The organism is Pseudomonas sp. LS44 (assembly GCF_024730785.1).
GTDB lineage: Bacteria > Pseudomonadota > Gammaproteobacteria > Pseudomonadales > Pseudomonadaceae > Aquipseudomonas.
Genome location: NZ_CP102830.1, coordinates 3,677,743 through 3,702,884 on the forward strand (window position 1 = coordinate 3,677,743; position 25,142 = coordinate 3,702,884).

20 protein-coding genes are annotated in these 25,142 nt (G+C 64.2%); 11 read left to right on the top strand and 9 right to left on the bottom strand.

The features are described from left to right. Positions 1-300: 300 nt before the first annotated feature. Together NVV93_RS16490 and NVV93_RS16495 are read right to left on the bottom strand one after the other, a co-directional pair. Positions 301-1,797, bottom strand: coding sequence for a CoA-acylating methylmalonate-semialdehyde dehydrogenase (locus tag NVV93_RS16490; RefSeq protein WP_258251722.1), 1,497 nt, complete (start codon positions 1,795-1,797; stop codon positions 301-303). 231 nt (positions 1,798-2,028) lie between these two features. After that, complete coding sequence (locus tag NVV93_RS16495; protein WP_258251723.1) at positions 2,029-3,375, bottom strand: aspartate aminotransferase family protein; 1,347 nt, start codon at positions 3,373-3,375, stop codon at positions 2,029-2,031. 212 nt (positions 3,376-3,587) lie between these two features. Here NVV93_RS16495 and NVV93_RS16500 point away from each other — a divergent pair, with 212 nt between their 5' ends. Next, complete coding sequence (locus NVV93_RS16500) at positions 3,588-4,508, top strand: LysR family transcriptional regulator (RefSeq protein WP_258251724.1); 921 nt, start codon at positions 3,588-3,590, stop codon at positions 4,506-4,508. A 168-nt stretch (positions 4,509-4,676) separates the two neighbouring features. Here the strand turns inward: NVV93_RS16500 and amn are convergent, their stop codons facing one another. The 4 genes from amn to NVV93_RS16520 form a co-directional block, all read right to left on the bottom strand. Then, the gene (gene amn / locus NVV93_RS16505) at positions 4,677-6,152 is read right to left on the bottom strand and encodes an AMP nucleosidase (RefSeq protein WP_258251725.1); all 1,476 of its coding nucleotides are present in this window, start codon (positions 6,150-6,152) and stop codon (positions 4,677-4,679) included. A gap of 193 nt (positions 6,153-6,345) precedes the next feature. Continuing rightward, complete coding sequence (locus NVV93_RS16510) at positions 6,346-7,995, bottom strand: acyl-CoA dehydrogenase family protein (protein WP_258251726.1); 1,650 nt, start codon at positions 7,993-7,995, stop codon at positions 6,346-6,348. 2 nt (positions 7,996-7,997) lie between these two features. Further along, positions 7,998-8,645, bottom strand: a complete 648-nt coding sequence (locus tag NVV93_RS16515) for a TetR/AcrR family transcriptional regulator (RefSeq protein ID WP_258251727.1) — start codon at positions 8,643-8,645, stop codon at positions 7,998-8,000. Between the two features lie 269 nt (positions 8,646-8,914). Continuing rightward, positions 8,915-11,320, bottom strand: coding sequence for a 7TM diverse intracellular signaling domain-containing protein (locus NVV93_RS16520; protein ID WP_375162896.1), 2,406 nt, complete (start codon positions 11,318-11,320; stop codon positions 8,915-8,917). A gap of 198 nt (positions 11,321-11,518) precedes the next feature. On the opposite strand from NVV93_RS16520, the gene NVV93_RS16525 reads away from it, so the two are divergent. From NVV93_RS16525 to NVV93_RS16540, 4 genes are all read left to right on the top strand, one after another. Further along, entirely contained in the window at positions 11,519-12,313 is a 795-nt protein-coding gene (locus tag NVV93_RS16525) for a hydroxymethylpyrimidine/phosphomethylpyrimidine kinase (RefSeq protein WP_258251728.1), read from the top strand. Positions 12,314-12,326: 13 nt separating this feature from the next. Next, a complete protein-coding gene (gene thiE, locus NVV93_RS16530) occupies positions 12,327-12,962 on the top strand; it encodes a thiamine phosphate synthase (protein WP_258251729.1) in 636 nt (211 codons plus the stop codon). 22 nt (positions 12,963-12,984) lie between these two features. Further along, positions 12,985-14,268: a glutamate-1-semialdehyde 2,1-aminomutase gene (gene hemL / locus NVV93_RS16535; protein WP_258251730.1), complete on the top strand. Its 1,284-nt coding sequence runs from the start codon at positions 12,985-12,987 to the stop codon at positions 14,266-14,268. Positions 14,269-14,423: 155 nt separating this feature from the next. After that, on the top strand, positions 14,424-14,990 hold the full coding sequence (locus tag NVV93_RS16540; protein ID WP_258251731.1) for a tetratricopeptide repeat protein: 567 nt from the start codon (positions 14,424-14,426) through the stop codon (positions 14,988-14,990). Positions 14,991-15,033: 43 nt separating this feature from the next. Here the strand turns inward: NVV93_RS16540 and NVV93_RS16545 are convergent, their stop codons facing one another. Continuing rightward, complete coding sequence (locus tag NVV93_RS16545) at positions 15,034-15,357, bottom strand: DUF1820 family protein (RefSeq protein ID WP_258251732.1); 324 nt, start codon at positions 15,355-15,357, stop codon at positions 15,034-15,036. Positions 15,358-15,486: 129 nt separating this feature from the next. On the opposite strand from NVV93_RS16545, the gene miaB reads away from it, so the two are divergent. From miaB to lnt, 5 genes are all read left to right on the top strand, one after another. Continuing rightward, on the top strand, positions 15,487-16,842 hold the full coding sequence (miaB, locus tag NVV93_RS16550; protein ID WP_258251733.1) for a tRNA (N6-isopentenyl adenosine(37)-C2)-methylthiotransferase MiaB: 1,356 nt from the start codon (positions 15,487-15,489) through the stop codon (positions 16,840-16,842). Between the two features lie 87 nt (positions 16,843-16,929). Next, positions 16,930-17,934: a PhoH family protein gene (locus NVV93_RS16555; RefSeq protein WP_258251734.1), complete on the top strand. Its 1,005-nt coding sequence runs from the start codon at positions 16,930-16,932 to the stop codon at positions 17,932-17,934. After that, entirely contained in the window at positions 17,927-18,382 is a 456-nt protein-coding gene (ybeY, locus tag NVV93_RS16560) for an rRNA maturation RNase YbeY (protein ID WP_258254400.1), read from the top strand. The genes NVV93_RS16555 and ybeY overlap by 8 nt, the downstream gene beginning before the upstream one ends. 21 nt (positions 18,383-18,403) lie before the next feature. Then, complete coding sequence (locus NVV93_RS16565; RefSeq protein ID WP_258251735.1) at positions 18,404-19,243, top strand: HlyC/CorC family transporter; 840 nt, start codon at positions 18,404-18,406, stop codon at positions 19,241-19,243. 206 nt (positions 19,244-19,449) lie between these two features. Beyond that, positions 19,450-20,970 carry an apolipoprotein N-acyltransferase gene (lnt, locus tag NVV93_RS16570; protein WP_258251736.1) on the top strand — a complete coding sequence of 507 codons (1,521 nt, stop codon included), beginning with the start codon at positions 19,450-19,452 and terminating at the stop codon, positions 20,968-20,970. Positions 20,971-20,993: 23 nt separating this feature from the next. Here lnt and NVV93_RS16575 read toward each other — a convergent pair whose 3' ends face one another. Further along, entirely contained in the window at positions 20,994-21,755 is a 762-nt protein-coding gene (locus NVV93_RS16575) for a YdcF family protein (RefSeq protein WP_258251737.1), read from the bottom strand. 24 nt (positions 21,756-21,779) lie between these two features. Beyond that, positions 21,780-22,226 carry a hypothetical protein gene (locus NVV93_RS16580; RefSeq protein ID WP_258251738.1) on the bottom strand — a complete coding sequence of 149 codons (447 nt, stop codon included), beginning with the start codon at positions 22,224-22,226 and terminating at the stop codon, positions 21,780-21,782. A 256-nt stretch (positions 22,227-22,482) separates the two neighbouring features. Here NVV93_RS16580 and leuS point away from each other — a divergent pair, with 256 nt between their 5' ends. Beyond that, positions 22,483-25,089, top strand: coding sequence for a leucine--tRNA ligase (gene leuS, locus NVV93_RS16585; protein WP_258251739.1), 2,607 nt, complete (start codon positions 22,483-22,485; stop codon positions 25,087-25,089). Positions 25,090-25,142 lie beyond the last annotated feature (53 nt).

A 25,142-nucleotide genomic window follows, 5' to 3' on the forward strand; every position in this document is an offset into this window, starting at 1 on the left:
TGCCCAGCTACAGTCCGAGAACGCCTGATTTCTGGCGCCCAAACGGATGGTATGAATATGAAGAAGTTGTTCACCGTAGTTCTGTTTAGCTTGTTTGCGTCAACTGCCTTCGCTGGCTCTTGCGACCATAGTTGGCAGACAGCAAAAGATGGCTCGTCCTGTGGCGGCCGATCTGCAGACACCCGCCCTGGCGGTTGATCTAGTTCGTAGGATGGGTTGAGCGCAGCGATACCCATCGCCGCAAATAAAAAAGGCCAGTCTCTCGACCGGCCTTTTTGTTTCCCGCTTTAACTTCCTACATCAACCATTACTCGGAAACGCAAACTGCGCCGCCTCATGGCTGGCACGCTGCGGCCAACGTTGGGTGATGGCCTTGCGGCGGGTGTAGAAGCGCACGCCGTCCGGGCCGTAGGCGTGCAGGTCGCCGAATAGCGAGCGTTTCCAGCCGCCGAAGCTGTGGTAGGCGACCGGTACCGGCAGCGGTACGTTGATGCCGACCATGCCGACTTCGATCTCGTCGCAGAACAGCCGGGCGGCTTCGCCGTCGCGGGTGAACAGGCAGGTGCCGTTGCCGTATTCGTGGTCGTTGATCAGCTGCATGGCGGCTTCCAGGCTGTTGACGCGCACCACGCAGAGCACCGGGCCGAAGATTTCTTCCTGGTAGATGCGCATGTCCGGAGTGACCTTGTCGAACAGCGTGCCGCCGACGAAGAAGCCGTCCTCGTGCCCGGCAACGCGCAGGTCGCGGCCGTCGACCACCAGTTCCGCGCCGGCCTTGAGGCCGTCGTCGATGTAGCCGACCACGCGGTCGCGCGCCGCGGCGGTGACCAGCGGGCCCATGTCGAGGCCGCAGGTGGTGCCGGCGCCGATCTTCAGCGCCTGGATCTGCGGCACCAGCTTGGCGATCAGCGCATCGGCGACCTGGTCACCGACTGCCACCACCACCGAGATGGCCATGCAGCGCTCGCCGCAGGAGCCGTAGGCGGCGCCCATCAGCGCACTGACCGCGTTGTCGAGGTCAGCGTCGCCGAGCACCACGGCGTGGTTCTTGGCGCCGCCGAGGGCCTGCACGCGCTTACCGCGCTTAGCGCCTTCGCTGTAGATGTATTCGGCGATCGGCGTCGAGCCGACGAAGCTGATGGCCTTGACCGCCGGCGCCTCGATCAGCGCGTCGACCGCGCCCTTGTCGCCGTGCACCACGTTGAGCACGCCCTTGGGCAGGCCGGCTTCGTGGAACAGTTCGGCGATCAGCAGGGTCGAGCTCGGGTCGCGCTCGGAGGGCTTGAGGATGAAGCAGTTGCCGCAGGCGATGGCCAGCGGATACATCCACAGCGGCACCATGGCCGGAAAGTTGAACGGGGTGATGCCGGCGACCACGCCGAGCGGCTGCTGGTCGCTCCAGGCGTCGATGTTCGGGCCGACGTTGCGGCTGTACTCGCCCTTCAGCACTTCCGGGGCGGCGCAGGCGTACTCGACGTTCTCGATGCCACGCTTGAGTTCGCCGGCGGCATCTTCCACGGTCTTGCCGTGCTCTTCGCTGATCAGTTGGGCGATCTTCGCCTCGTTCTGCTCGAGCAGTTGCTTGAAGCGGAACAGCACCTGGGCACGCTTGGCCGGCGGGGTGTTGCGCCAGGCCGGGAAGGCGGCCTTGGCGGCGTCGATGGCGAGTTGCACGGTGGCGTCGTCGGCCAGCGGCACCTGGCGGATCGCCTCGCCGGTGGACGGGTTGTAGACGGCGGCGCTGCGGCCTTGGCCGGCGACGCGTTCGCCGTTGATCAGGTGCGGGATGTGGCTCATGGGGTGGTCCTTGTTCTCGATTCAGGCGGGGAAGACACACAGGCGTCCACCGCAGAAGTAGTCCCCTCTCCCGTTTACGGGAGAGGGTTAGGGAGAGGGTTAGGGAGAGGGTGGCTTTGCTGCTGGGCCCGGCCCTCTCCCCCGGCCCCTCTCCCATAAATGGGAGAGGGGAGGAAAATCTGTAGGGCGGGTGAAACCCGCGCGGGTTGCACCCGCCCTACGGTTGACGCGTCAGGCGACCTGGTTGATCGCTTCGCCAACCGCGTCGAACAGGCGATCCAGTTCGGCGGGCTTGGCGTTGAAGGTTGGCCCGAACTGCAGGCAGTCGCCGCCGAAGCGCACGTAGAAGCCGGCTTTCCACAGCGCCATGCCAATCTCGAACGGCCGCACGATGGCGTCGCCGTCGCGCGGGGCGAGCTGGATGGCGCCGGCCAGGCCGCAGTTGCGGATGTCGACCACGTGCTTGCTGCCGCGCAGGCCGTGGATCGCCTGCTCGAAGTGCGGCGCCAGTTCGGCGGATTGCTGGATCAGGTTTTCCTTGGCCAGCAGGTCCAGCGCGGCGAGGCCGGCGGCGCAGGCGACCGGGTGCGCCGAGTAGGTGTAGCCGTGGGTGAATTCCACCGCGTACTCGGGCGTGGCCTGGTTCATGAAGGTGCGGTAGATCTCGCTGGAGGCGATCACCGCACCGAGCGGGATGGCACCGTTGGTGACCTGTTTGGCGACGTTCATGATGTCCGGGGTGACGCCGAAGTACTCGGCGCCGCTGGCCTTGCCCATGCGCCCGAAGGCGGTGATCACTTCGTCGAAGATCAACAGGATGTTGTTGGCGTCGCAGATTTCGCGCAGGCGCTGCAGGTAGCCCTGCGGCGGGACGATGACGCCGGCGGAACCGGCCATCGGCTCGACGATCACCGCGGCGATGTTCGACGCGTCATGCAGTTCGATCAGTTTGAGCAGCTCGTTAGCCAGTTCGACCCCGCCGGTCTCGGCCTGGCCCTTGGTGAACGCCAGATGCGACTGCAGGGTGTGCGGCAGGTGGTCGACGTCCATCAGGCTGCCGAACATCTTGCGGTTGCCGCCCATGCCGCCGAGCGCCGTGCCGCCGACGTTGACGCCGTGATAGCCACGGGCGCGGCCGATCAGTTTGGTCTTGCTGGCTTGGCCTTTCAGGCGCCAGTAGGCGCGCGCCATCTTCACCGCGGTGTCGGCGCACTCAGAGCCGGAGCCGGTGAAGAACACATGGTTGAGCTCGCCCGGCAGCAGGTCGGCGATCTTCTCGGCGAGCTGGAAGGACAGCGGGTGGCCGTACTGGAAGCCCGGCGAGTAGTCGAGGGTGCCGAGCTGCTTGGCCACCGCTTCCTGGATTTCCTTGCGCGAATGGCCGGCGCCGCAGGTCCACAGGCCGGACAGGCTGTCGTAGATCTTCCGCCCGTGCTCGTCGACCAGCCAGCTGCCTTCGGCGGCCACGATAATCCGCGGGTCGCGCTGGAAGTTGCGGTTGGCGGTGAACGGCATCCAGTGCGCGTCCAGCTTGAGCTGGCTGGAAATGGTCGGGGTGGCGGATTGCGGCAGGTTCATGACGGGCCTCTTGTCGGTCTGGTCTCCCCTCGCCCATTTATGGGAGAGGGGCCGGGGGAGAGGGGGCGATCTGAATCAGCGCCGCCACCCTCTCCCTAGCCCTCTCCCGCACACGGGAGAGGGAACGGAATGCGCTTGCCGATCAAGTTGCCACGGGCCTAAAGTCAGGAAAATTCAGATTTTCCAATCTTTAGGTTAGAGCCAGCTAAACAATGAGCACCCATCGGCAAGACCCATTGGCGCAGGTCAGCGACTTCGATATCCGCCTGCTGCGGCTGTTCCGCAGCGTGGTCGAGTGCGGCGGTTTCTCCGCGGCGGAAAGCGCGCTGGGCATCGGCCGCTCGGCGATCAGCCAGCAGATGAGCGACCTCGAACAGCGCCTCGGCTTGCGCTTGTGCCAGCGCGGTCGTGCCGGCTTCGCCCTGACCGAGGAAGGCCGCGAGGTCTATCACTCGTCATTGCAGCTGCTCGGCGCGCTGGAAAGCTTTCGCACCGAGGTCAACGGCCTGCACCGCCATCTGCGCGGCGAGCTGAACATCGGCCTCACCGATAACCTGGTGACCATCGCCCACATGCGCATCACTAACGCCCTGTCGCGCCTCAAGGAGCGCGGCCCGGACGTGCGCATCAACATCCGCATGACGCCGCCCAGCGAAGTGGAACAGGGCGTGCTCGACGGGCGCATCCACGTCGGTGTGGTGCCGCAGGCCGGCGCGCTGTCCGGTCTGGAATACCAGCCGCTGTATGACGAGCGCTCGCTGCTGTACTGCGCGGTCGGCCATCCGCTGTTCTACGCCGACGACGCGCAGCTCGACGATGAACGGCTGAACAGCCAGGACGCCATCGCGCCGACGTTTCGCCTACCCGGCGAGATCCAGGCGCATTACCAGGCGCTCAACTGCACGGCCAGTGCCTCGGACCGCGAAGGTATGGCCTTTTTGATCCTCACCGGGCGCTTTATCGGTTACCTGCCCGATCACTACGCGGCGTTCTGGGTGCAGCAGGGGCGATTGCGTGCGCTGAAGCCGGCCCACCGCTTCTACGACCTGAGCCTGGCTTCGGTGACGCGCAAGGGACGACGCCCGCATCTGGTTTTGGAGAGTTTTCTCGAAGCCTTGGCGGCGACGGCGTGACCCGCCAGAACAATTGGCGCGTTGCACCCGCCCTGTAGGTTGGGCTGAGGAGCGCAGCGACGATGCCCAACGAGCGGTGGCTGGCGCAGCACACCTATCGCGTCAAACATCGCTGTTGGGCATCGCTTTGCTCAGCGCCAACCTACGTACCTAGACGGAAGCCGCGCGTTAGCGGAACGGTGGCTCGTCGAAGCTGCGCAGTTTGCGTGAGTGCAGCGAGTTGAGTTGGCTGCGCAGCAGCTCCAACGCGGCGATGCCGATGTGCAGGTGCTGGGTTACCGCCCGCTCATAGAAGGCGCCAGCGGCACCGGGCAGCTTGATTTCACTATGCAGTGGTTTGTCCGAGACGCACAGCAAGGTGCCGTACGGCACGCGCAAACGATAGCCCTGGGCGGCGATGGTGCCGCTTTCCATGTCCACCGCCACGGCCCGCGACAGGTTGATCAACGGGCGCTCCTGGGCCCAGCGCAACTCCCAGTTGCGGTCGTCGTAGGTCAGCACGGTGCCGGTGCGCAGGCGCCGCTTGAGGGCTTCGCCATGCTCGCCAGTGACCGTCGCCGCGGCTTCCTGCAACGCCTGTTGAACCTCGGCCAGGGCCGGTAGCGGGATGTGCGGCGGCAGCACGCGGTCGAGGATGCCGTCGCGGCGCATATAGGCGTGGGCCAGCACGTAGTCGCCGATGGTCTGCGACTGACGCAGGCCGCCGCAGTGGCCAATCATCAGCCAGCAATGCGGGCGCAGTACGGCCAGGTGATCGGTGATGTTCTTCGCGTTGGACGGACCGACGCCGATATTCACCAGGGTCACGCCGTGGCCGTCGGCGGCGATCAGGTGGTAAGCCGGCATCTGGTAGCGGTGCCAGACCACCGCGTCAGCCACCGCCTGGGCATCGTCCTCGGACGTGCCGCGCTCGATGACGACGTTGCCCGGCAGCACCATGCGCATGTAGCGCGGGTTGTCGCGCAGTTGCGCCAGGCCGTGGCGGATGAACTGGTCGACGTAGCGGTGATAGTTGGTCAGCAGAATCCACGGCTGCACGTGCCGCCAGTCGCTGCCGGTGTAGTGCTGCAGGCGCTTGAGGGAGAAATCCACCCGCGCCGCATCGAACAGTGCGAGTGGCATCGGGTCGGCATGCTCCCAGTCGTACAGGCCGTCGGCCACGCCATCGGTGGCGGCCGACAGGTCGGTGCTGGGGAACACCCGAGCCAATTCGGCGGCGGTCACCCCGGAGCCGGCGAGTTCGTCGCCCTGGTCGACTACGTAGGGATACGGAATGTTCTGCTGGCTGGTGCCGACTTCCACGGTGACGGTGAAATCCTCCATCAGCGGCCGCAGCTGATCGAGCAGATAACCGCGGAAGGCGTCCGGATGAGTCACGGTGACGCTGTAAACACCCGGTACCTGAACCTTGGCAAAGGCCCGCGTGGTGCTCGGCACTTCGCCCTGGCAGTGATAGGTCAGGCGCAGCTCGGGGTAGCGGAACTGACCACGAGACGCCTCATCGGGCCCCACGCGTTCCTTGATATACCGCCTCAGCGCCTGGCTGAGCCCGCTGGCGGCCTGACGGTGCAGGACGGCAAGGCGCTCGACGGCCTCTTCGGGGGTGGTGGCAACGATGAAATCGTGGGGGGCAATAGCAGTCACGGGCAACTTCCTGACGGGGAAATACCGCCCTATCTTGCACCTTTGCCGCCGCCGGGCGCTATCGCACGGCGGCGTTTCGGATGATCCGGCGACGGATCACCCACCGCGCTTCACAGCGCGTAGCCCGGATGCAATCCGGGGATGGCCACGCGTCGGTTCATCCCGGATTGCATCCGGGCTACCCACAAGAGCGTCAGATCAGATGCGGCGTGGCACGCGCCACCAGCGCCTCGACATCGATCCCGCGCGGCAAGGTGCCATACACGCGCCCGCCCTCACCCAGGCGGCTGGCGATAAAGGCATCGCTGACCGTGCTGTTGCCCGCTTCGAGCAACAACTTGGCCTGCAGCGCCACGGCGACTTCTTCAGTCAGTTGGCGGGCGCGGTACTGGATGTCGACGGTGTCGGCAAAGCCGGCCTTGAGTTTGCCGATAAAACCAGCCAGGCGCTTGTCACCATGGCCGTCGCCCAGTTCGGCGAACAGCGCGTCGAGCACGCCCGGTTCCTTGGACAGCGCGCGCAGCACGTCCAGGCACTGTACGTTGCCCGAACCCTCCCAGGTCGAGTTGACCGGCGCTTCACGGTACAGCCGCGGCAGGATGGTCTCCTCGACATAGCCGGCGCCGCCCATGCATTCGGCAGCCTCGTTGACCATCGCCGGCGCGCGCTTGCAGATCCAATACTTGCCAACCGCGGTGACCAGGCGGGCAAACTTCTCTTCCTGGGCGTCGTGCGGGTTGTCCAGCGCCTTGCCCATGCGCATGGTCAGCGCCAACGCTGCCTCGCTTTCCAGGGCCAGATCGGCCAGCACGTTCTGCATCAGCGGCTGCTCGGCGAGCACCCGGCCACCGACCTGACGGTACGCGCAGTGGTGCGCGGCCTGGCTCAGCGCCTGGCGCATCAAGGCGCTGGAGCCGACCATGCAGTCGAAGCGGGTCAGCGCGACCATCTCGATGATGGTCGGCACGCCACGGCCTTCCTCGCCGACCATCCAGGCCAGCGCACCGCGGAACTCCACCTCGCTGGAGGCATTCGACCAGTTGCCCAGCTTGTTCTTCAGGCGCTGGATGTAGAACTCGTTACGGCTGCCGTCCGGACGGTGGCGCGGCAGCAGGAAGCAGGTCAGGCCCTTGTCGGTGTAGGCCAGGGTGAGGAACGCGTCGCACATCGGCGCCGAGCAGAACCACTTGTGGCCGACTAGCTCGTAGGCCTGGCCCGGGCCGGGAATGCCCACCGGATAGGCCTTGGTGGTGTTGGCGCGCACATCGGTGCCGCCCTGCTTCTCTGTCATCGCCATGCCGATGGTGGCACCGCTCTTCTGCCCGATCGGCAGGTTGCGCGGGTCGTATTGGGTGGAAAGGATCTTCGGCAGCCAGGCTTCGGCGATGTTTGGCTGCAACTTGAGGGCCGGCACGCTGGCGTAGGTCATGGTCAGCGGACAGCCGCTGCCGGCCTCGGCCTGACTGTGCAGATAACTCATCGCGGCACGGGCGACCTGGGCCCCGGCGCGCGGATCGGTCCAGGGCATGGACGGCAGGCCGTGCTCGATGGCCGTGCGCATCAGTTCGTGGTAGGCCGGGTGGAACTCGACCAGATCGATGCGATGGCCGTAGCGGTCATGACTCTTGAACACCGGCTTGTTCTCGTTGGCGAGGAAGCCGGCGGCCATCAGCGGCCCACCGGCCAGCGCGCCATAGGCGTCGATGCGCGATTCGGCCCAACCACCGCCGAAGCGGCGCGTCCACTCCTGCAACGGCAGATCAACGCGATACAGATTGGCGCCATCCAGTGGCGGCACCTGATTGAGCACTTCGTGGGTTTCGGCGAACTGATGCAGGTTCATGGTTATTTCTCCTCAGTTGGCAATTGCCCGCCCACGGCGCGCAGGCAGAAGGTGACCAGGGCCTGGCTGACGTCGGCCAGCTCCAGGCTCGGCCGTCCCGATTCGCGCGCCGCCCGGGCCGGCGGCGACAGCGGCCCGACCAGCGCTTCGGCGATGGCACCGACCAGGCAGGCGGCGCTCAAGGAGATCTGACTGACCCGCAGCGCGCCACTGCGCACGCCCTCGTCAAGCAGCTCGATAAACAGTCCGGCATAGGCTTCGCGATACAGCAGACGCTGCTCGTCGACTTCCGGATCGACCGGTTCGGCGATCAGCGCAAAGGCCAGGCGCCGGCTATGCCAGGCTCGCGCGGCGAACTGCTCGACCCCGGCGGCCAGACGCTCGATGACCGAACCGGGGCCGCGCAAGGCGGCGGCCAGCGCCTCCACTTCGCGCTGACTGGCGCGGGCGAAGACCTCGGCAGCTAACTCGCCCTTGCCGCGAAAGTGCCGATACAGGCTGCCGGTGGCGATACCGACATCTTCGGCCAACGCCTGCATGGTCAGCGCGGCGAACCCGCCGACCACCACGCGCTGCAGCGCACAATGGAGAATCCGCTCGCGCAGTTCGAGGTCGCGATCCTGACGGGCTTCGGAGGTGCGATAGGCCATAGCGTGAATCCTGATTCAGAGTTTCTTCAGTGAATCAGGATTCAGACTTTGCAGAAAGTGGGATTTACGCCAAAACCGCACCGATAAAGGCCGCGTGCATTAGGAGCAACCCATGGCCGCGACCCCCGGGAATGTCGCCGCAGGCCTCAATCTTCGCTGGTATCCACCGGCTGATAGAACAGCCCGACCCATCCTACGGTGCTAAGCCGGCATAACAGAGGCCGCGCGGCCGATAGCCGGGGCCGCGAAATATTGTCGCGACGAGCGGCTCAGGCTTCGGTTTTACCCGCCGGCTGATAGAGCAGCCAGGCTTCGAGCAGCAACTGCAGGGCATCGAACTTCACCGGCTTGGCCAGGTAATCGCTCATCCCCGCAGCCAAACAGCGCTCGCGATCGCCGCTGTGGCTGTGCGCGGTGATCGCCAGCACTGGCAGATCTGCGCAACCCGGCAATGCGCGCAACGCCCGGCACGTGGCGAAGCCATCCATCACCGGCATCTGGCAATCGAGCAGCACCGCGTCGGCGCGTTCTTCACGCAACAGGTCGAGGGCTTGCGCGCCGTTGTCGGCACAACGCACCTGATAACCGAGCTTAAGGAGCATGCCGCGGGTCACCAGTTGGTTGATCGCATTGTCCTCGACGACCAGCACCGTGCATTGCTCGGGATGCCGAAACCGCGCGCCGCTCGGGCGTTTCGGTTCGAGCGCCTGCGCCACCTGGGCCGGCAGGGAGAGTGGCAGGGATATCTGGAAACGGCTGCCCTTACCCGGTGAGGATTGATGGTCGAGTACGCCGCCGAGCAAACCGACCAGCTGGCGGCAGATCGCCAGACCGACACCCAGGCCACCATAGGCGCGCGTCATCGAGCCATCCAGTTGATGGAAGCGTTGATACAGGCCGGAGTCGGCGACCGCAAAGCCGATCCCGGTGTCGACCACCTCGATGCACAGCGGCAGGTTTTCCTGCTCGGTCCGCGCCCGCCGAACGCGCAAGCGCACGCCGCCGCTGGCGGTGAATTTGATCGCGTTGTCGAGCAGATAGCCGATGCACTGGGCCAACTTGCCGGCATCACCTTCCAGGGTGTCGGGCAGACTGTCATCCAGCTCCACGACAAAACTCAGCCCCTTGACCTCGGCGTGCGGGGCGAACTGGGCGCGCACACCGTCGAACAGCCCACGTAGGCTGAACGGCTCGCGCCGGGGGTAGAGCTTGCCGGCCTGCAGTTCGGTGAGGGCGAGGATGTCGTTGACCATCCGCATCATGTCGCGCGCCGAGCTGGCCGCAGTCTTCTGGTACTGCGCCAGCTCGCTGTCCAGCGCCACCGTCTGCATCAGTTCCAGCGAACCGATCACCCCGTTCATCGGCGTGCGCAGCTCATGGGTGACTGTGGCGAGGAACTCGTCCTTGAGACGGTTGCTGTTGGCCAGCTCCTGGTTCAGCGCCTCCAGCTTGCGCCCGGACTCGTAGAGAATCCGCGCGCGCTCCTCCTTCATCGCGTTGATGCGGTCGGCCAGCGCCAGCGACAGCAGACCGACTTCGATCGCCGAACCAATCTGGCTGGCATACATGGTCAGGAACATGTTCGGCAGATAGCCCAGGACCATCAGGGTGTTGACGATGCCGCCGAGCAGGAAGGCGCTCCAGGCGATGATGAAATAACGCGCCACGCGCATGCCGCGGCGCCAGGCGGAAATGCCCGCGGTGAAGATCACTACGGTGAACAGCAGGGCCACCGTGGTCGCCCAGCGCAGCGACAAGCCGTAGCTGGCGGTGAGCGCCAGGGCCATCGCCAAGCCCCCCAGCCCCATCATCGTGCACAGGCTGCGATCGACCCACGGGCTGTGCTCGGCGGTATGCAGGAAGCTGCGCGCGAACTGGCTGCCGAACAGCGCCGCCGAGCCGATCAAAAAAGGCGTCGCGGCGTTCGCCAACCAGGGACTGTTGGGCCAGAAATACTCGATGCCGGCGCCATTCACCGACACTTGATACAAGCCGAACGAGGCGATATAGAAGATGTAATACAGGTAGCTGGTGTCGCGCACACTCAGATAGATGAACAGGTTGTAGATCAGCATCACCAGCAACACGCCGTAGATGATGCCAAGCACATAGATGCGCCCCGGCTGCGCCTCCAGATAAGCTGTCGGCGCCCACAGGCTGAGCGGTGCCTGGATCGAACCCTGGCTTTGCAGGCGCAAGTACACGCGCTGCGGCTGACCCGGCTGCAGGTTGAGTTCGAAGAGATAGTTGTTCTGGCGAATCTGCCGGCTGGAGAACGGCAGCGCGTCGCCGGTGCGCTGGATAAGCTGGAAGCCGCCACGCTCATCGGCCAGGTACAGATCGACATGGTCGAGCGGCGGGTAGGCCAGCTCCAGCAACCAGGCCTGCTGACCACGCGACACTTGCGGGCGAAAGTTCAAATCCACGCGCAACCAGAACACCGAGCGCGAATAACCGGCGTTCAGGACATCCTGATCCAGACGGCGGAAGCTGGTTTGCAGGGCGGACGAGGTGATTTCGTCGATGTTGGCGTCGCCGCGCACGTCTTCGAACACGTAGACATGGCGACCGAGTAGGAGTTGGCGCGTGTGTTCGTCGAACTCGACAGCGCCGGCAAGGCTCGGGGAAAAGAAGTTCGCCAGCAAACAGAACATGAGAAACAGGCTATGCCGCATGCTGCCCCCGCAAAGTCCTGTCGCGCTGCGTCGGAGACTCCTCCCCATAGTGATGCCGGTGCGCAGAACCTGATTATTAGAAGGCCGACACTTTAACATAGCGATCTGGACGGAATACCGCCTGTCGGTGTCCGGCAAATAGCTGACAACCCGGTCAATAAAGCCCCGAATAACGGAAAAATGATAAGCTCGCGCACCATGACGACCTATACCTCACGCCCCGTTGTTCTCTGCCTCTCCGGCCACGACCCTAGTGGCGGCGCCGGTCTGCAGGCGGATATCGAAGCCCTGCTCGCTCAGGGTTGCCACGCCGCTCCGACGGTCACCGCACTCACCGTGCAGGACACCGTCAACGTCTCCGACTTTCGCGTGCTCGACCGCGAATGGGTGCTCGCCCAGGCCCATGCGGTGATCGCCGACCTGCCGGTCGCCGCAGTCAAACTGGGCATGCTCGGCTCGGTGCAGATGGTCGAAACCGTGCTGGAAATCATGCAGCGCCTGCCGGGCGTGCCATTGGTCTGCGATCCGGTGTTGCGCGCCGGCGGCGGCGGTGCGCTGGGCAAGGATGAAGTCGGCTACGCGATGCGCGAGCGACTGTTCCCGATCGCCAGCATCGCCACGCCGAATTTGCCGGAAGCGCGCATCCTCGCCGAATTGCCAGACGGCAGCGCCGATCAGTGCGCGGAGAAGCTGCTGCCGTATATCCAACACCTGCTGATCACCGGCGGCCACGGCGACGAGAGCGAAGTGCATAACCGCCTGTACTCCCGCGACGGCAGCCAGCACACCTTCACCTGCCAGCGCTTGCCAGGCAGCTACCATGGCTCGGGCTGCACCCTGGCCAGCGCCTTGGCCGGTCGCCTGGCGCACGGCGAAAACCTGGTCAGCGCGGTGCAAACGGCGCTGGCCTATACCTGGCGCACCCTGCGCGATGCCGAGCAACCGGGCCGCGGGCAGTTCGTGCCGCGCCGCCTGCCGCTGGATGACCTTTGATGGAAAGCTGTTCGTGAGCCATTCCGTGCGCGGCCTGTATGCGATTACCGACAGCCAACTGCTGGCTGGCGGCAAGCTGTTGCCCTACGTCGAAGCCGCGCTGGCCGGTGGCGCCCGACTGTTGCAGTACCGCGACAAGTCCACCGACACCGGCCGACGCCGGGACGAAGCCGGCGCGTTGGCCGATCTCTGCGCACGCTACGAAGCAACGCTGCTGATCAACGACGACCTCGAACTGGCCGCGCAACTCGGCGCTGGCGTGCACCTCGGCCAGGACGATGGTTCACTCGCCGTCGCCCGTCAGCGCCTCGGCCCGCAGGCCATAGTTGGCGCCACCTGCCATGCACAGCTGGAACTCGCCGCCCAAGCCGTCGCCGATGGCGCCAGCTATATCGCCTTCGGCCGCTTCTTCAATTCGACCACCAAACCCGGTGCACCAGCCGCCAACGTCGAACTGCTGGATGAGGCGCGGCGCCGCTTCACACTGCCGATCGTCGCGATTGGCGGCATCAGCCACACCAATGCCGCCGCCCTGATCGCCCGCGGCGCCAGCTCGATCGCGGTGATCCATGCGCTATTCGCCGCCGACTCAGCCCTCGAAGTCGAACTCCGCGCGCGCGCCTTCAGCGCCCTGTTCGACACTCATTGATTCCGCTTTAGAGAGCCTCGCCATGTCCCGTTCGGAAACCCTGTTCGCCAACGCCCAGAAACACATCCCCGGCGGCGTCAACTCGCCGGTGCGCGCGTTCAAGAGCGTCGGTGGCACGCCGCTGTTCTTCAAGCACGCCGCCGGCGCCTACGTCACCGACGAGGACGACAAGCGCTATGTCGACTATGTCGGCTCCTGGGGCCCGATGATCCTCGGCCACAGCCACCCGGACGTCCTCGAGGCGGTGCGCAAGCAGCTCGAACACGGCCTCTCCTACGGCGCGCCGACCGCGCTGGAAGTGGAGATGGCCGACCTGGTCTGCACGCTGGTGCCGTCGATGGAAATGGTACGCATGGTCAGCTCCGGCACCGAGGCGACCATGAGCGCCATCCGTCTGGCTCGAGGCTTCACCGGCCGCGACAGCATCATCAAGTTCGAAGGCTGCTACCACGGCCATTCCGACAGCCTGCTGGTCAAAGCCGGCTCCGGCGCCCTGACCCAAGGCGTGCCGAATTCCGCTGGCGTGCCGGCGGCCTTCGCCAAACACACCCTGACTCTGCCGTTCAACGATCTTGATGCGGTAGAAGAATGCCTGGCCGCAGTCGGTCAGGAGGTCGCGTGCATCATCGTCGAACCAGTGGCCGGCAATATGAACTGCGTACCGCCGGCGCCGGGCTTTCTCGAAGGCCTGCGTGAACAATGCGACAAACATGGTGTGGTGCTGATTTTCGACGAAGTGATGACCGGCTTCCGCGTCGCCCTCGGCGGCGCCCAGGCGCACTACGGCATCGCTCCGGACCTGTCGACTTTCGGCAAGATCATCGGCGGCGGCATGCCGGTCGGCTGCTTCGGCGGCAAGCGCGAGATCATGGAGCGGATCGCCCCGCTCGGCCCGGTCTACCAAGCCGGCACCTTGTCCGGTAACCCGTTGGCGATGGCCGCCGGCCTGACCACCCTCAAACTGATCAGCCGTCCGGGCTTCCATGCCGAGCTGAGCGACTACACCAGCCATCTACTGCAAGGCCTGCAGAATCGCGCCGATGCGGCCGGCATCCCGTTCGTCACCACTCAGGCCGGCGGCATGTTTGGCCTGTATTTCAGCGGGGCCGACGATATCGTTACCTTCGCCGACGTAATGACCAGCGATGCCGAGCGTTTCAAGCGCTTCTTCCACCTGATGCTGGATGGTGGCGTGTACCTGGCACCGAGTGCCTATGAGGCCGGTTTCACCTCCATCGCCCACGGCGATGCCGAGCTGAAGATCACCTTGGATGCCGCCGAGCGCGCCTTCGCTGCACTGAAATGAGGCGCACTGCGCCGATGGCCAGGCCGTTGATCGTCGGCGCAGAAAAGCAAGTAAAGCCTTTGTAAGAACGAGCCCGCTTATTTCATAATGTGAAAGCCGACGCGTTTCGTCGGTGGGCCTACCGCCCGCTCGGTTTTTGAGGCGTCTGGATTTCCATGAATCGCACCGGCCGCAGCCTGTTCTGGGGCTGCCTGATGCTTATCCTGCCCCTGCTGGCTCAAGCGGGCGGTAACTCCCTGCTGATTCCAGCGACTGGCCGCTGCACGCTGAATACCGCGCCCGAAGCCCTGGCCGACGCGCTGTCCACCTGCCGGCAAGCCGCGCAAAACGGCGACGTACAGGCCGAGTACGAGCTCGGCGAGTTCTATTACGACGGCCAACGCGCTCCACGCGATCTCAGTCAAGCATTGAACTGGTTCGAACAAGCCTCGCTACAAGGCCACGCGCTGGCTCAATCACGTCTGGGGATGATGTTCTTCCGCGGCGAAGGCGTGCCAGCCAACAATGTGCAGGCCTATATCGTGCTGAAGATGGCTGCCGTCAACGGCGCCGAAGACGCCATGGATAGCGCCGACCTGGTCGCCGCGCAGATGCGCAGCGATGAACTGGAAATTGCTACTCAGGTACTAGGGCAAATCTTCCGCAGTTATCTGCAAGAGTTGCAGACCGCCGACGGCACCACACCGTTCGCCCCGCTACCGCCGCCACCCCTGTCGCCCTGACGCCGGACAGGTAAAGCCGGCCGCTCAGCCTGTCTCCTAGCGCTTACTTTTCCGGCATTGGCACCGGAAACGGCATGACGTTGCTGCTGCCACGTGCTTCGCTGATTTTCGGGATACCCAGGCGCTCGACTTCATCGATGCGCACGATGGCATGCATCGGCAGGAAGCTGCGCACCACACCGTCGAACTGCGCCTTGAGCTTTTCCTCGCTGGGATCGACCACTACTTGGGTGCGCTCACCGAAAACCAGCTCCTCCACCTCGAGAAAACCCCACAGATCGCTTTGATAGATCTGTTTGGCGTAGATCTCGAAGACCTGGCCCTGGTTAAGAAAAATCACCTTGTAGATGGGTTCGCGCTTGCTCATAAAAGGAAGACTGACGGCGGGGAAAAATGAGGGCGCGCATCATACCACAGGGTTCCGACGCACTACGCTAGGAAGCCAGCCGCGCGCGCCCTATAATGCGCGGTCCTGTGAACCTGCCGACGAACGCGCATGACCAAGAAGCTTTACATCGAAACCCACGGTTGCCAGATGAACGAGTACGACAGCTCGCGCATGGTCGATTTGCTGGGCGAACATCAGGCTCTGGAAGTCACGGAGAATCCGGCCGAAGCCGACGTGATCCTGCTCAACACCTGCTCGATTCGCGAGCGCGCCCAAGAGAAAGTGTTCTCCCAGCTGGGCCGCTGGCGCGAGTTGAAGCTGGCCAACCCGGACCTGGTGATTGGCGTCGGCGGCTGCGTGGCCAGCCAGGAAGGCGCCGCGATCCGCGACCGCGCACCCTACGTCGACGTGGTCTTCGGCCCGCAAACCCTGCACCGCTTGCCGGAGATGATCGACGCCGCGCGCAGCACCAAGACCGCGCAGGTCGACATCTCCTTCCCCGAAATCGAAAAATTCGATCGCCTGCCCGAACCGCGCGTCGAGGGCCCCAGCGCCTTCGTGTCGATCATGGAAGGCTGCAGCAAATACTGCACGTTCTGCGTGGTGCCCTATACCCGCGGCGAAGAAGTCAGCCGCCCGCTCGACGATGTGCTGGCCGAGGTCATTCACCTGGCCGAGCACGGCGTGCGTGAAGTGACGCTGCTTGGCCAGAACGTCAACGGCTACCGCGGCGCCACCCAGGATGGCCGCATCGCCGATTTTGCCGAGCTGATCCGCATCGTCGCGACCATCGACGGCATCGACCGCATCCGCTACACCACGTCGCACCCGCTGGAATTTTCCGACGCACTGATCGCCGCGCACGCCGAAGTGCCGGAGCTGGTCAAATTCGTCCACCTGCCGGTGCAGGCCGGCTCCGACCGGATTCTCGCCGCGATGAAACGCAATCACACCGCGCTTGAGTACAAGTCGCGGATCCGCAAGCTGCGCGCCGCGGTGCCGGACATCTGCATCAGCTCGGACTTCATCGTCGGCTTCCCCGGCGAGAGCGAAAAAGACTTCGAGCAGACCATGAAGCTTATCGAGGACGTTGGCTTCGACTTCTCCTATTCCTTCATCTACAGCTCGCGACCCGGCACTCCAGCCGCGGACATGCTCGATGAAACCCCGGAAGAGCTGAAGAAGCAGCGCCTGAACATCCTCCAGCAACGCATCAACCAGCACGGCTTCGAGATCAGCCGACGGATGGTTGGCAGCGTTCAGCGCATCCTGGTCAACGATTATTCCAAACGCGACCCTGGCATGCTCACCGGCCGCACCGAGAATAATCGAATCGTCAACTTCCGCTGCGACAATCCCCGCCTGATTGGCCAGTTCGTCGATGTGCATATCGACGAGGCGTATCCCCACTCACTGCGCGGCTCGCTGCGTGGCGACGGCGCGCATGCCACGACCTTGCACTAAAGCCGCAGGCGCTGCGACTTTCACAGTCGCGCGCCTGGGTTTATTCTTCGTCTTATCACCCCAGCCGACTGGCGGCCTCACACCACATTGAACGCACCCACACAGCCTCTTCGCTTCACCCTCGAACCTTTCGAAGCGCTCCGCTTCGCCAACCTCAGCGGACAGTTCGATGCGCATTTGCGCCTGATCGAACAGCGCATGGGCATCGAAATCCGCAATCGCGGTAACCAATTCGAACTGCTTGGCGCGGTGGAAAAAACCCACGCCGCCGAGCAACTGCTGCGCCGCCTGTACCGCGAGACGCAGGCGACTGAACTGTCGCCGGACATGGTCCATCTGTTCCTGCAGGAATCCGGCATCGAAGAGCTGGTCAATCCCAGCGTCGAGCCCAGTGTCACCCTGCGCACACGCAAGGGCAGCATCCGCCCGCGCGGCGCTAACCAGCAGCGCTACGTCAAATCGATCCTCGAGCACGATATCAATTTCGGCATCGGCCCAGCCGGTACTGGCAAGACCTACCTGGCGGTAGCCTGCGCGGTGGATGCCCTGGAGCGTGAGCAGATCAGACGCATCCTGCTGGTGCGTCCAGCGGTCGAAGCGGGCGAGAAGCTCGGCTTCCTGCCAGGCGACCTGTCGCAGAAGATCGACCCGTACCTGCGTCCGCTATACGACGCGCTCTACGAAATGCTCGGTTTCGAGCAGGTCGCCAAGCTGATCGAGAAACAGATCATTGAAGTCGCCCCGCTCGCCTACATGCGCGGTCGTACGCTGAACAACAGCTTCATCATCCTCGACGAAAGCCAGAACACCACTCTGGAACAGATGAAGATGTTCCTTACCCGGATCGGCTTCGGCTCCACCGCGGTGATCACCGGCGACATCACCCAGGTCGACCTGCCGCGCGGCACGCGCTCGGGTCTGACCCACGTGATCGATGTCCTGCACGAAGTTCCGGGCATCTCCTTTACCCACTTCAAATCCAAGGACGTGGTTCGCCACCCGCTGGTGCAACGGATCGTCGAGGCCTATGAACGGTACGACAACCGTATGCACGGCAAGGTCGACGACGAGGCGAATGGCAACGATGCTTGAGCTGGATCTGCAGGTTGCCACCCAAACCGCTACGCCTACCATCAGCCAGTTCCAGCAATGGTGCGAACTGGCCCTGCGCCAGCGCAGCGCCGACTCCGAGCTGACCATCCGCTTGGTCGATGAAGCGGAAGCGCGCGAGCTGAACAGCACCTACCGGCACAAGGATTACGCCACCAACGTGCTGTCCTTCCCTGCCGAAGTTCCCGACGAATTATTGGATATCCCGCTGCTTGGCGACCTGGTGATTTGCGTTGCCGTCGTCGAGCGCGAAGCAGCGGAACAGGGCAAGACCAGCGAGGCGCATTGGGCGCATCTGGTCATCCACGGCTGCCTGCATCTGCTCGGCTACGACCATATCGACGAAGTCGAAGCCGAAGAGATGGAAGCCCTGGAACGACAATTGCTGGCCGAACTGGGTCATCCCGACCCCTATCGCGATGACGAATAAGCAAACACTGAGCAAGGACATATGAGCGAAGATCGATCGAGCAACGGGCACAGGTCCTGGCTGGGAAAAATCACCCAGGCCTTTGCCCATGAGCCGAAGAACCGCCAGGAGCTACTCGAGTTGCTGCGGGAAGCCCACCAGAACAAGCTGCTCGATAGCGAAGCATTGGCTATCGTCGAAGGCGCCATCCAGGTCGCCGATCTGCAGGTACGCGACATAATGGTGCCGCGCTCGCAGATGGTCAGCATCAAGGCCAGCCACATGCCCAGCGAGTTTCTCCCGGCGATCATCGAATCCGCCCACTCACGCTACCCGGTGTTTGGCGAAAGCCTCGATGACGTGATCGGCGTATTGCTCGCCAAGGACCTGCTGCCGCTGGTGCTGCAGAATGCCGACCAGGTCTTCAACCTCAAGGATCTGCTGCGCCCGGCGACCTTCGTGCCGGAGTCCAAGCGCCTCAATGTGCTGCTGCGCGAGTTCCGCGCCAACCACAACCACATGGCCATCGTCATCGACGAGTACGGCGGCGTCGCCGGCCTGGTGACCATCGAGGATGTGCTCGAGCAGATCGTTGGCGATATCGAGGACGAGCATGATGTTGAGGAAGACAGCTATATCAAGCCGCTGCCCAGTGGCGACTTCCTAGTCAAGGCACTGACGCCGATCGAGAACTTCAACGAGACCTTCAAGGGCCAGTTCAGCGACGACGAGTTCGACACCGTCGGCGGCCTGGTGATGAGTTCCTTCGGCCACCTGCCCAAGCGCAACGAAGTGACCGAGATCGGCGATTTCCGCTTCCGCGTGCTCAGCGCCGATAGCCGGCGGATTCACCTGCTGCGCCTGACGCCGCTGGATCAGTAGGTTTGCATCGCCTGGCGCTCGGCAACTCTGCCGAGCGCCAGATTGACCCCGCCACGAGCACGCCTGTGAGCGCACCGGAGGCAGACCTCATGCCTGCCGCGCCCATGCTTCGAATCACAGTCCATATCGCCAGCTCGCCTGGATTCCTGTAAATACGGTTCCCGCACGGCTCGACTCGCCCTTTCCAATCCAAGGACCTGCACACGATGCGTTGGATTACCTGCCCCGGCTGGCCCGGCAATCTCCTGGCCCTAGCGGCCGGCGCCCTCACGCCGCTGACATTGGCACCGTTTGATCTGTGGCCGCTGACCCTGCTGTCGCTCGCCCTGTTCTACGTGGGCTTGCGCCAGCTGACCCCACGGCAGGCGTTGTGGCGTGGCTGGCTGTTCGGCTTCGGCCTGTTCGCGGCAGGTACCAGCTGGATCTATGTGAGCATTCACGATTACGGCGCCGCGTCGATGCCACTGGCGGCTTTCCTGACCATCGCGTTCAGTGCCGCAATTGCCTTTTTCTTCGCCGTGCCGGCCTGGCTCTGGGCGCGCTGGCTGCGCCGCAACGAGGCGCCGCTGGCTGACGCGCTGGCCTTTGCCGCCCTGTGGCTGACCCAGGAAGCGTTCCGCGGCTGGTTCCTCACCGGCTTCCCCTGGCTGTATGCCGGCTACAGCCAGCTGGACGGACCGCTCGCCGGCCTCGCGCCGATTGGCGGCATGTGGCTGGTGTCGTTCGTTCTGGCGCTGACGGCGGCGCTGCTGGTCAATCTGTTCAAGCTGCGCACGCGCAAGCTGTTCCTGGCCCTTGGCGTGGTCCTGTTGCTCGGCCCGTGGATCGCCGGCCTGGCGCTCAAGGGTCATGCCTGGACCGTGCCAGCGGGCGCGCCGCTGAGTGTCGCCGCCATCCAAGGCAATGTCGCCCAACAGATGAAATGGGAGCCCGCGCAACTGGAGGCGCAGCTCCAGCTGTACCGCGACATGAGCTTCAGCGCTCGGCGCACCGACCTGATCGTCTGGCCGGAAACCGCCGTGCCGGTGCTCAAGGAGTTTGCCGAAGGTTTTCTTGGGGTGATGGGCCGTTTCGCCCAGGATCGCCAGGCGGCGCTGATCACCGGCGTACCGATCCGCCAGCTGACTCCGGAAGGCGAAAAGCGCTACTACAACGGCATCACGGTGACCGGCGAAGGCCAGGGCACCTACCTCAAGCAAAAACTGGTGCCGTTTGGCGAGTACGTGCCGCTGCAGGATGTGCTGCGCGGTCTGATCGCCTTCTTCGACCTGCCGATGTCGGACTTCGCCCGCGGCCCAGCCGACCAACCCCTGCTACAGGCCAAGGGCTACAGCATCGCCCCGTACATTTGCTACGAAGTGGTCTACCCGGAGTTCGCTGCCGGTCTCGCCGCGCAGAGCCAATTGCTCCTGACGGTCAGCAACGACACCTGGTTCGGCACCTCAATCGGCCCGTTGCAGCACATGCAGATGGCGCAGATGCGTGCCCTCGAAGCCGGCCGCTGGATGATTCGCGCCACCAACAACGGGGTCACCGCACTGATCGACCCGTTCGGCCAGATCACCACGCAAATCCCGCAGTTCCAGCCAGGCGTGCTGTATGGCGAAGTGGTGCCGATGCAGCAGCTGACGCCGTACCTGTACTGGCGCGGCTGGCCGCTGGCGGTGCTCTGCCTCCTGTTACTCGCCTGGGCGCTGCTGGCCAGCCGGATGGCCAAAACGCTCTGAAGCTGGCTGCTGGTCTACCGCTTTCAGCGATAGACCAGCGGATACACCAATTGCCCGAGCACTTCATTAAGCAATTGAGTGCTCTGCCAGAGCGCCTTGCCTTCCGGCAGCCAACCACCGCCCGGGCGCCCATTCGGCACACTGAGATAACCAAACGGCGCGACGATCACCTCGAAGCCGGCCTGCTCGAAACACCAGCGCGCCCGCGGCATATGGCTGGCCTGGGTGACCAATACGATCCGCCGGATGCCCTGCCCTGCCAGCAATTCGGCACTGTCGCGGGCATTTTCCCAGGTGGTATGGCTCTGTTCTTCCTGCCAGCGCGCGATCACGCCGAAATCGCGGGCCAGACTGTCGGCCATCAGTGCGGCTTCACTGGGCGGCTTGCCATACGGCAGGCCACCGCTGGTCAGCACCGGCAGATTGCTGGCTTTCGCCAGGCGCGCCGCATAACGCAGACGCTCGACGGCCGCGAACGCCGGCTGATCACTGCCCCACGCTGGATCGCCCGGCTCCCGACCGCCGCCCAGCACGACGATTGCATCGGCGCGCTGGGCCAGACCGGGCCACTGCGCCTCCAGCAACGGCGCCTCGCGCTCGATAAGGGCGGCCGACCACTCGACCATGATCGGCAGGCTCATCAGCCACAGGCCGCCGAAGCCGAGCACGAAACACGCACGGGCCAGGCGCGGAAAGCGCCGGCGCATCCACCAGGCCGCCAGCATGAGGAGCAGTAGCCCGCCCGGCGGCAATAACAATTGTTTGAAAATATAGCGAATCAGCATCAGCCCCCCTTGAGGGGCCTTAGCCTAACGGGGACTGCTGGCGCGGAACAGTCGCGAACCGCACACCGCACAACCGCGGATGCCTTGCCCGGGACGCCAATCGGCCGGAGTGCCACACAGCGCACAGCTCAAACATTGATGACGCCTGGCCAAGGGCTTGACTCGCCCCGGCACGCGGATCGTTGGGTGCTGGCCATTGCGTAACGATTTGGCCGGGCGCAGCGGCTTGCGTTCGATCAGCGCCAACTCCTCCGCAGCGGCGTGCCAGCCACTCAACCAGCGCAGATCGTGAGCCATGTACGCCTGGATCAATTCGACTTCGGCCGGACTGAGACCCTGCAACTCGAGCTCCCCGGGAGACTCGTTGCGCAGCCGCTCGGCGCTATCGGCCTCGTCGAGGGCCAAGGCCAGCCGGTGCAGCAACCGCTCATATAGGCCGCCGCCCCCTTCCGCTCGCCGCAACTCCGACATTCACACACCTCACGCAGGCGAAGAATCGCCCATGCTGAAAGCTTAGCGGCAGCGTTCCGTACGGCGACACGCCGCGACCAACGGCGGAGCAGCGCGAGCCGCGCGCAATCAGGGTTTCCCTCGGCCAAGGGGGGTCATGTATGCTACGGCGCTTCCTGTAATTCCAAGCGTTGCTCGGCCACGCGAGCCGCAGACTTCTCCGGCCGAGGCCCGAGCGGCAATGGAATGAAATCCTCTTTTTTCAGCGCCAGTAGCCATGCACGAACAGTATCAGCCCCGCGAAATCGAAGCCGCCGCCCAAACCCATTGGGACTCGCAGAAATCCTTTGTCGTCAGCGAACAGCCAGGCAAGGACACTTTCTATTGCCTATCGATGTTCCCGTACCCGAGCGGCAAGCTGCATATGGGTCACGTGCGCAACTACACCATCGGTGACGTGATCGCCCGCTACCAGCGTATGCAGGGCAAGAACGTGCTGCAGCCGATGGGCTGGGACGCCTTCGGCATGCCGGCGGAAAACGCCGCGATGAAAAACAACGTGGCGCCGGCCAAGTGGACCTACGAGAACATCGACTACATGAAGACCCAGCTGAAGAGCCTGGGCCTGGCCATCGACTGGACTCGCGAAGTCACCACCTGCAAGCCGGACTATTACCGCTGGGAGCAATGGCTGTTCACCAAGCTGTTCGAGAAAGGCGTGATCTACCGCAAGAACGGCACCGTCAATTGGGACCCGGTCGACCAGACCGTACTGGCCAACGAGCAGGTCATCGACGGCCGCGGCTGGCGTTCCGGTGCGCTGATCGAGAAGCGCGAAATCCCCATGTACTACTTCAAGATCACCGCTTATGCGGATGAGCTCTTGAGCAGCCTCGACGAACTGGATGGTTGGCCGGAACAGGTCAAGACCATGCAGCGCAACTGGATTGGCAAGTCGCGCGGCATGGAAGTCAGCTTCCCCTACGACGCCGCCAGTATCGGCAGCGAAGGCGCACTGAAAGTCTTCACCACGCGCCCGGACACCCTACTGGGCGCTACTTACGTGGCCGTCGCCGCCGAACATCCGCTGGCCACCCTAGCGGCGCAGAACGATGCCGAGCTGCAAGCGTTCATCGACGAATGCAAGCGCGGTGGTGTCGCCGAAGCGGACATTGCCACCCAGGAGAAAAAAGGCCTGGCCACGGCCCTGCGCGTGCAGCACCCGCTGACCGGCGAACTGCTCCCGGTGTGGGTCGCCAACTACGTACTGATGCATTACGGCGACGGCGCGGTGATGGCCGTTCCGGCCCACGATGAGCGCGATTTCGAATTCGCCCACAAATACGACCTGCCGATCAAACCAGTGGTGCGCACCAGTGCCGGCGATCACACCCCGGCGCCCTGGCAGGATGCCTACGGCGAACACGGCCAGCTGATCAACTCCGGTGAGTTCGACGGACTCGACTTCCCTGGTGCCTTCGACGCCATCGAAGTCGCCCTGCTGAGAAAACACCTCGGCCAGGCACGCACCCAGTTCCGCCTGCGCGACTGGGGCATCAGCCGCCAGCGTTATTGGGGCTGCCCGATTCCGATCATCCACTGCGACAGCTGTGGTGACGTGCCGGTACCGGAAGACCAGCTGCCGGTGGTGCTGCCGGAAGACGTGGTGCCGGACGGCGCCGGTTCGCCGCTGGCGCGCATGCCGGAGTTCTACGGCTGCACCTGCCCGAAATGCGGCAGCGCGGCCAAGCGCGAAACCGACACCATGGACACCTTTGTCGAGTCGTCCTGGTACTACGCCCGCTACGCCTCGCCGCAGTACACCGGCGGCATGGTCGATCCAGCCGCGGCTAACCATTGGCTACCGGTCGACCAGTACATCGGCGGCATCGAACACGCCATCCTGCACCTGCTTTATGCACGCTTCTTCCACAAGCTGATGCGCGACGAAGGCCTGGTCTCCTCCAACGAACCGTTCAAGAACCTGCTGACCCAGGGCATGGTGGTCGCCGAAACCTACTACCGCACCCTGGAAAATGGTGGCAAGGACTGGTTCAACCCGGCCGATGTCGAGCTGGAACGTGACAGCAAAGCCAAGGTCATCAGCGCCAAACTGAAATCCGACGGCCTGCCAGTGGAAATCGGCGGCACCGAGAAGATGTCCAAGTCGAAGAACAACGGCGTCGACCCGCAAGCGATGATCGATGCCTACGGCGCCGACACCTGCCGTCTGTTCATGATGTTCGCCTCGCCGCCCGACATGAGCCTGGAATGGTCCGACTCCGGTGTCGAAGGCGCGAGCCGCTTCCTGCGCCGTGTCTGGCGCCTGGCCCACAGCCACGTCAGCGCCGGCCTGCCGGGCGCAGTAGCGATCAGCAGCCTGAGCGACGAGCAGAAAGCCGTGCGCCGCGCCATCCACCTGGCGATCAAGCAGGCCAGCCAGGATGTCGGCCAGCACCACAAGTTCAACACCGCTATCGCCCAAGTGATGACCCTGATGAACGTGCTGGAAAAATCCGCGCAGGCCACCGATCTCGACCGCGCCTTGCTGCATGAAGGTCTGCAAACCGTCGCCCTGCTGCTCGCTCCGATCACCCCGCATATCAGCCACGAGTTGTGGCAGCAACTGGGCAACCGCGGCGCGATCATCGATGCCCAGTGGCCGCTGGTGGATGAGTCGGCTCTGGTTCAGGAAAACCTGCAACTGGTCGTGCAGGTCAACGGCAAGCTGCGCGGGCATATCGAAGTCCCGGCCAGCGCCAGCCGCGAGCAGGTCGAAGCCACGGCTCGGCAGAATGAAGGCGTGCTGCGTTTTACCGACGGCCTGACGATCCGCAAGGTCATCGTCGTGCCCGGCAAGCTGGTCAACATCGTCGCCAGCTGATTAAGCTCTGCATTCGCAGGGAATGACTTCCGGTAGCGCCTTCCGCAGGGTGG

What these genes read in the sequence shown, in the direction of transcription:
- NVV93_RS16545 (WP_258251732.1), bottom strand. Translation starts at nt 15,357, where the DNA reads ATGAGCAAGCGCGAACCCATCTACAAGGTGATTTTTCTTAACCAGGGC.
- leuS (WP_258251739.1), top strand. Translation starts at nt 22,483, where the DNA reads ATGCACGAACAGTATCAGCCCCGCGAAATCGAAGCCGCCGCCCAAACC.
- NVV93_RS16525 (WP_258251728.1), top strand. Translation starts at nt 11,519, where the DNA reads ATGACGACCTATACCTCACGCCCCGTTGTTCTCTGCCTCTCCGGCCAC.
- miaB (WP_258251733.1), top strand. Translation starts at nt 15,487, where the DNA reads ATGACCAAGAAGCTTTACATCGAAACCCACGGTTGCCAGATGAACGAG.
- hemL (WP_258251730.1), top strand. Translation starts at nt 12,985, where the DNA reads ATGTCCCGTTCGGAAACCCTGTTCGCCAACGCCCAGAAACACATCCCC.
- NVV93_RS16575 (WP_258251737.1), bottom strand. Translation starts at nt 21,755, where the DNA reads ATGCTGATTCGCTATATTTTCAAACAATTGTTATTGCCGCCGGGCGGG.
- NVV93_RS16565 (WP_258251735.1), top strand. Translation starts at nt 18,404, where the DNA reads ATGAGCGAAGATCGATCGAGCAACGGGCACAGGTCCTGGCTGGGAAAA.
- NVV93_RS16580 (WP_258251738.1), bottom strand. Translation starts at nt 22,226, where the DNA reads ATGTCGGAGTTGCGGCGAGCGGAAGGGGGCGGCGGCCTATATGAGCGG.
- NVV93_RS16540 (WP_258251731.1), top strand. Translation starts at nt 14,424, where the DNA reads ATGAATCGCACCGGCCGCAGCCTGTTCTGGGGCTGCCTGATGCTTATC.
- NVV93_RS16495 (WP_258251723.1), bottom strand. Translation starts at nt 3,375, where the DNA reads ATGAACCTGCCGCAATCCGCCACCCCGACCATTTCCAGCCAGCTCAAG.
- NVV93_RS16515 (WP_258251727.1), bottom strand. Translation starts at nt 8,645, where the DNA reads ATGGCCTATCGCACCTCCGAAGCCCGTCAGGATCGCGACCTCGAACTG.
- ybeY (WP_258254400.1), top strand. Translation starts at nt 17,927, where the DNA reads ATGCTTGAGCTGGATCTGCAGGTTGCCACCCAAACCGCTACGCCTACC.
- NVV93_RS16520 (WP_375162896.1), bottom strand. Translation starts at nt 11,320, where the DNA reads ATGCGGCATAGCCTGTTTCTCATGTTCTGTTTGCTGGCGAACTTCTTT.
- NVV93_RS16510 (WP_258251726.1), bottom strand. Translation starts at nt 7,995, where the DNA reads ATGAACCTGCATCAGTTCGCCGAAACCCACGAAGTGCTCAATCAGGTG.
- NVV93_RS16490 (WP_258251722.1), bottom strand. Translation starts at nt 1,797, where the DNA reads ATGAGCCACATCCCGCACCTGATCAACGGCGAACGCGTCGCCGGCCAA.
- lnt (WP_258251736.1), top strand. Translation starts at nt 19,450, where the DNA reads ATGCGTTGGATTACCTGCCCCGGCTGGCCCGGCAATCTCCTGGCCCTA.
- NVV93_RS16500 (WP_258251724.1), top strand. Translation starts at nt 3,588, where the DNA reads ATGAGCACCCATCGGCAAGACCCATTGGCGCAGGTCAGCGACTTCGAT.